This window comes from Halanaerobium sp. (genome assembly GCF_003070835.1).
Window position 1 is genome coordinate 1 of the sequence record NZ_QBLR01000207.1, and the last position, 5,961, is coordinate 5,961.

Sequence of the window (5,961 nt, forward strand, 5' to 3'; positions counted from 1 at the left end):
AAAAGCTCAGCTATAAAAAAAGTTAAAGATGACAAATTATTTGCTGGGATTGAAAACGGATTTTTGGCAGCTCGCTATCATTCTCTGATAGTTGATCAAGAAAGCTTAAGTCCAGAACTTGAGGTGCTGGCAGAAAGTGAGGAAGGTGAAATTATGGCCCTAAAACACAAAAAATATTCGATTTATGGAGTCCAGTTTCATCCAGAATCAATTTTAACTGAAGCTGGTAGAGAAATGATTAAGAATTTTTTAGAACTTTAATTTAGAAAAGAGCTTTAAACAATTTAATTTTAATAGATTTCGAAGACTTAAGCAGAAGTTATTATAAAAAAATTAGCTGAGCTGAGAATTAATATTAGAGGAGGAGAGAATATGTTTAACAAACATTTAGATAAAGTAGTGAGTAGAGAGGACTTAACATTAGCAGAAATGGAAGAAGCAATGGCAATGGTGATGGAAGGAAAAACAACAGACAGTCAGCTGGCAGGATTTCTGGTTGGACTTAGAATGAAAGGTGAAACTATAGATGAGATAACCGGGGCAGCCAGTGTGATGAGAAATAAGGCGGCTCGAGTAAAAACAGAGGCCAGAGATTTGATTGACAGCTGTGGAACCGGTGGAGATGAGAAGGGAACTTTTAATATTTCTACAACTACAGCAATAGTTATGGCAGCCGGTGGTTTAAATGTAGCCAAACACGGTAACCGCTCAGTATCTTCAAAAAGCGGCAGTGCAGATTTGCTGGAAGCTTTGGGAGTGAAAATTGATTTAAGTCCTGAGGCAGCAGGGAAATGTTTGGATGAAATTGGAATATCATTTTTGTTTGCACCTCATTTTCATCAGGCAATGAAATATGCGATTGGCCCGCGCAAGGAGCTTGGTCTAAGAACAATTTTTAACATCTTAGGACCGCTGACCAACCCGGCAATGGCTGATTATCAGGTGCTTGGGGTTTACAAAGAAGAATTAGTGATGCCTTTAGCTCATGTGCTCAAAAATTTAGGTTTAAAATCAGCAATGGTGGTCCATGGTGCTGGTGGAGTCGATGAACTATCACTGGCTGGAGAAAATAAAACAGCCTATTTAAAAAATGGAGCTGTAAAAGAATATAACTTTAGTGCTCAAGATGCGGGACTTGCAGCTGCTCCACTGGAGTCAATTTTAGGTGGTGCACCTGAAGAAAATAAAGAAATTACTCTGGATATTCTAAAAGGAAAAAAAGGACCCAAAAGAGATGTGATTTTGCTGAATACAGCAGCAGCCTTTTTAGTAGAGAATAAAGTTGAAACTCTGCAGGAAGGTGTTAAACTGGCAGCGGAACTGATCGACAGCGGAAAAGCAAGGCAGAAACTGGAAGAACTTATTCAGTGCAGCAACTCATTTGATAATAGTTCTCGGGCGGTGTCTTAATGATTTTAGACAAAATTGTAGAGCATAAAAAAGAAGAAGTTAAAGAATTAAAAAAGAAAAGAAGATCCCTAAAAGAAAAACTGGCTCTGGATGAAATTTCACTACTGGCAGAAATAAAAAAGGCTTCTCCCAGTAAGGGTTTAATACAGCCAGAATTCAATCCGGCCCTACAGCTTAAAGCATATGAGCAGGCAGGAGCAGGAGGTATTTCAATTTTAACTGATCAGAAATTTTTTCAGGGGAGCAATCTGATTTTAAAGCAGATGAGAGAACTGACTGAGCTGCCTATTTTGCGCAAAGAATTTATTATTGATCCTCTACAGATTTATGAGAGCTTTTTTATCGGAGCTGATGTGGTGCTTTTAATTGCAGCAATTTTATCTGATCAGCAGCTGGATAATTTTCTGGCATTGTGCAGGGAGCTTAAGCTGGAGGTAATAGTTGAAGTGCACAGTCTGGAGGAACTAAAAAGAGTTTTAAAAACTGAAGCTGAAATAATTGGGATTAACAATCGTGATTTAAATGATTTTAGCGTTGATCTAAAAACAACTGCTAAGTTGAGTTCGGAGTTAGAGAAATTAGGCCAGCGGAATAATCATTATTTAATTGCAGAAAGTGGAATTAAAAGCAGAGAGGATATAGATTTTTTAAAAGAAATTGGAGTAGACGGAGTTTTGATTGGTGAGACTTTAATGAGAGCAGAGTCCCCGGCAGCAAAGATTAAAGAACTGGGGCTGTTTTAAATAGAAAATGTGAGGTGGATAATTTGTTAGAAAATAGAACTATGATTAAAGTCTGTGGAATGACCCGTAGAGAAGATGTTGTCTATGCAGTTAATATAGGAGTTGATGCACTGGGTTTTATTCTGGCAGAAAGTCCGAGGCAGGTTAATCTGGACCAGGTCAGAGAGCTAACTTATAATCTGCCCCCCTTTATTGCTAGGGTAGCAGTTGTAGTTAATCCAGAGCCAGAAAACGTGACAGAGATTGAAGAAAGCGGCTTATTTGACTATATTCAGTTTCACGGCAGTGAAGAACCGAAGCTGCTCGAAAATACAGTTTTGAAAAGTGTTAAGGCAATTTCAATTGCAGGAAAAAAAGATTTAGCAGCAGTCGAAAAATATAAAGAAAGTGCTGATTATCTCTTATTTGATACTAAAATTGGCAGTCAGACAGGTGGTACAGGCGAAAGTTTTGACTGGTCTTTGATCAATGAGCTGCAGCTGCCCTATATACTGGCCGGAGGCCTGGGTGCAGACAATATAGAGGATGCTCTAAAGAAATTAAATCCACTGGCAGTTGATATTAACAGTCAGGTAGAAAATGAGCCGGGAAAGAAAAATCACCATCTGCTTAAAAAGACAGTGGAAAAAACAAGAAATTTTAGGCCAAAAAGTGAAACAAAAATTAAGTTGAAATTTATCTAAATTTAAATTAATTTTGAATATTGATTATTTATTCGTTTTAGAAAGTAGTTAATCAATTTTCATAATTGAAAGGAGTAGAGAAGATGAGCAGAGGTTATTTTGAAGAATTTGGGGGGCGTTTTGTTCCAGAAACTTTGATGCCGGCCTTAGATGAGCTGGAAGAAGTTTATTTAGAGATGAAAGAAGATCCAGATTTTATAAATGAATTAAAGTCACTGCTGGCTGATTACAGCGGCAGACCGACTTCTTTATATTACGCTGAGCAGTTAACCAAGCATTACGGGGGAGCAAAAATTTATTTAAAGCGGGAGGACTTAAACCACACCGGAGCTCATAAAATTAATAATACTTTAGGACAGATTCTGCTGGCCCGGAAAATGGGCAAGAAAAGAATTATTGCAGAGACCGGTGCCGGTCAGCACGGAGTGGCAACTGCTACAGTGGCAGCTCGTTTTAATTTGGACTGTGAAATTTATATGGGAGCAGAAGATATTGAGAGGCAGGCGCTTAATGTTTATAAGATGGAGATGCTGGGAGCAGAGGTTATTCCGGTCACCAGCGGTACTCAGACTTTAAAAGATGCCACAAATGAGGCAATTCGAGACTGGGTAACCAATGTGGAAGATACTCATTACATCATTGGTTCTGTAGTTGGACCTCATCCCTATCCGGAGATGGTGCGTGATTTCCAGCGGATTATTGGCGATGAAGCAAAGGAACAGATTAAGGAGAAAGAAGGCAGACTGCCTGATTATATTTTAGCCTGTGTTGGTGGTGGCAGTAATGCAATGGGAATTTTTTATCCCTTTGTTGAAGATCAGGAAGTAAATTTAATTGGAATTGAAGCCTCTGGTAAAGGAATTGACAGTGGTGAGCATGCAGCAACTTTATCTGCCGGCAGAGTTGGAGTTTTACACGGCAGCAAATCCTATCTGCTGCAGGATGATGATGGTCAGGTTATACCAGCCTATTCTATTTCTGCAGGGCTTGATTACCCGGGCGTGGGGCCTGAACACAGCTACTTAAAATCAATTGAGCGGGTGGACTATCAGTCAGCAACGGATATGGATGCAGTAGCTGCTTTTAAACTTTTAAGTGAAAAAGAAGGTATAATACCGGCACTGGAGAGTTCTCATGCACTTTCCTATTTAGAAAAACTGGCTCCAAAACTTGATCAGGATCAGATAATTGTGGTTAACCTTTCCGGACGGGGCGATAAAGATATCAATAACTTTAAGAAGATCAGGGAGGCAGAAAAGGATGAATAAAATAACAGCACAATTTAAGGATAAAAAACCTTTAGTAACCTATATCAGTGGTGGTGATCCGAGCCTTGAAATGACGGAAAAGCTAATCTACAGGCTGCAGGATGAGGGTGTGGATATAATTGAGCTCGGAATTCCTTTTTCTGATCCTCTGGCTGATGGCCCGGTGATTCAGGAAGCCTCCCAGAGAGCTTTAAGAGGTGGAACAACCCTAAAGAAACTAATTGCTAAGATTAATCAAATTCAGGATAGGGTTGAGGTGCCGCTGGTTTTAATGGGTTATTATAACTCAGTTTTAAATTATGGAGAAGAAAAATTTGCCCTAGATATAGCTGAAGCAGGAATTTCCGGAGTGATTATTCCTGATCTGCCGGTAGATGAAAAAGCTGAGTTATCTAAATATCTGGCCGAATATGGAGTTTCCCAAATTATGCTGGTAACTCCCAATACTTCAGATCACCGTTTAAAAGAAATTACAGCCAAAAGTTCTGGTTTTCTCTACTGTGTGGCTCATCTTGGGACTACAGGTGATGACCAGCAGGGAGTTTATCCCAAACTGGAAAGCTATCTGGAACGGGTTCGCAATACAGCAGGTGAACTGCCGCTGGGCCTGGGTTTTGGTATTGATGGCCCGGAAAAGGTGAAAAAAATAATTGATTATCCAGATGGAATAATTATCGGTAGTGCTTTAATAAAAGCAATTCAGGCTGGAAATACAGAAGCAGAAATGCTTAATAATGCCGGTGAATTTGTAAACTCTATCAAAAAAGCAATAAATAAAGAGATCTAGTTAGGCAGGCTGTAAATTAAAAGTTATATAGATTTTTCTCGATAAATCCTCCTTATAAGGCCAGAGTTAATTCTGGCCGTTTTTGCTTTTTTGAGATAATAATATTATTTTAAAGCAGGAAAATTAATAGTTAAAGCTAATTATAGAAATATTATTTCAAAAAGATTTTACAGTACTACGTTAAGAAAAGAGGTTAATAAAATGAAAACCCTAATTGTCTACTGGTCTAAAACTGGTTTTGTGAAAAAATATGCTGAATGGTTGGCTGATGAGTTGGAGGCAGATATTATTACAGGGGCAGAAATAACAACAGTTAAATTGAAAGAATATGATTCGTATATTTTTGGAGGTAGTTTGTATGCTGGAGGAATTAATGGTGCTAATTTTATTAAAAAAAATATTAAAGAATTTCAAAATAAAAAAACTATTATTTTTGCAACTGGGGCTTCAGCAGCAAAAACTAACATTATAGAAGAAATAAAAAATAAAAATTTTACAGCAGCAGAACAGGAGAGTTTTGAATTCTTTTATTTGCGTGGAGGTTTTAATTACAATAAATTAGGATTTAAAGATAAAATATTAATGAGTATTATGAAGTGGAAGTTGAATAGAAAAAATAAAAAGGGAGAAGAAATTACAGAAGAGGAGAAAGGAATGCTTGCTGCATATGATAACCCAGTCGATTTTACTAATCGAAATAATATAAAAGAACTGCTTGCTTATCTTAAAAGCTAAAGCTTGTTTTGAGAATTTGTAGTTTTTAAAATTAGACTAAAAGCAAAGAGAAGTCAGTTGAGACTTTACTTGTTGGCCAATAAAAAGCTTAAAAATAAAGAGAAAACATGAGAAAAAAGGAGAAAAAACAAAATAATTTAAAATAATCCTTGACACTGCCTTCTTATAATGCTATACTTTGGGAGATGGAGAAAAAAACAAGTAAGAGTTCCATCGTTAAAAACTAGGAGGAATTTATTTAATGATTTACACAGGAACAGTTAAGTGGTTTGATGGGAAAAAAGGATTTGGATTTATTGAAAGAGAAGATGGAGACGACGTGTTCGCACACTTCT

Annotated in this window: 8 protein-coding genes; all 8 read left to right on the forward strand. The window is 37.4% G+C overall.

Annotation, left to right across the window (positions count from 1 at the left end):
• On the forward strand, window positions 1-261 hold a 261-nt coding region (locus tag CI949_RS15420), incomplete at its 5' end, for a glutamine amidotransferase-related protein (protein ID WP_290767892.1).
• A 111-nt stretch (window positions 262-372) separates the two neighbouring features.
• Window positions 373-1,410, forward strand: a complete 1,038-nt coding sequence (gene trpD / locus CI949_RS15425) for an anthranilate phosphoribosyltransferase (protein ID WP_290767894.1) — start codon at window positions 373-375, stop codon at window positions 1,408-1,410.
• On the forward strand, window positions 1,410-2,153 hold the full coding sequence (gene trpC / locus CI949_RS15430; RefSeq protein WP_290767897.1) for an indole-3-glycerol phosphate synthase TrpC: 744 nt from the start codon (window positions 1,410-1,412) through the stop codon (window positions 2,151-2,153). The genes trpD and trpC overlap by 1 nt, the downstream gene beginning before the upstream one ends.
• 23 nt (window positions 2,154-2,176) lie before the next feature.
• Window positions 2,177-2,836: a phosphoribosylanthranilate isomerase gene (locus CI949_RS15435; protein ID WP_290767900.1), complete on the forward strand. Its 660-nt coding sequence runs from the start codon at window positions 2,177-2,179 to the stop codon at window positions 2,834-2,836.
• A gap of 83 nt (window positions 2,837-2,919) precedes the next feature.
• On the forward strand, window positions 2,920-4,104 hold the full coding sequence (gene trpB / locus CI949_RS15440; protein ID WP_290767902.1) for a tryptophan synthase subunit beta: 1,185 nt from the start codon (window positions 2,920-2,922) through the stop codon (window positions 4,102-4,104).
• Window positions 4,097-4,891 carry a tryptophan synthase subunit alpha gene (trpA, locus tag CI949_RS15445; RefSeq protein ID WP_290767905.1) on the forward strand — a complete coding sequence of 265 codons (795 nt, stop codon included), beginning with the start codon at window positions 4,097-4,099 and terminating at the stop codon, window positions 4,889-4,891. The genes trpB and trpA overlap by 8 nt, the downstream gene beginning before the upstream one ends.
• A gap of 201 nt (window positions 4,892-5,092) precedes the next feature.
• The gene (locus CI949_RS15450) at window positions 5,093-5,626 is read left to right on the forward strand and encodes a flavodoxin domain-containing protein (protein WP_290767907.1); all 534 of its coding nucleotides are present in this window, start codon (window positions 5,093-5,095) and stop codon (window positions 5,624-5,626) included.
• Window positions 5,627-5,867: 241 nt separating this feature from the next.
• On the forward strand, window positions 5,868-5,961 hold a 94-nt coding region (locus CI949_RS15455), incomplete at its 3' end, for a cold shock domain-containing protein (protein ID WP_290767909.1).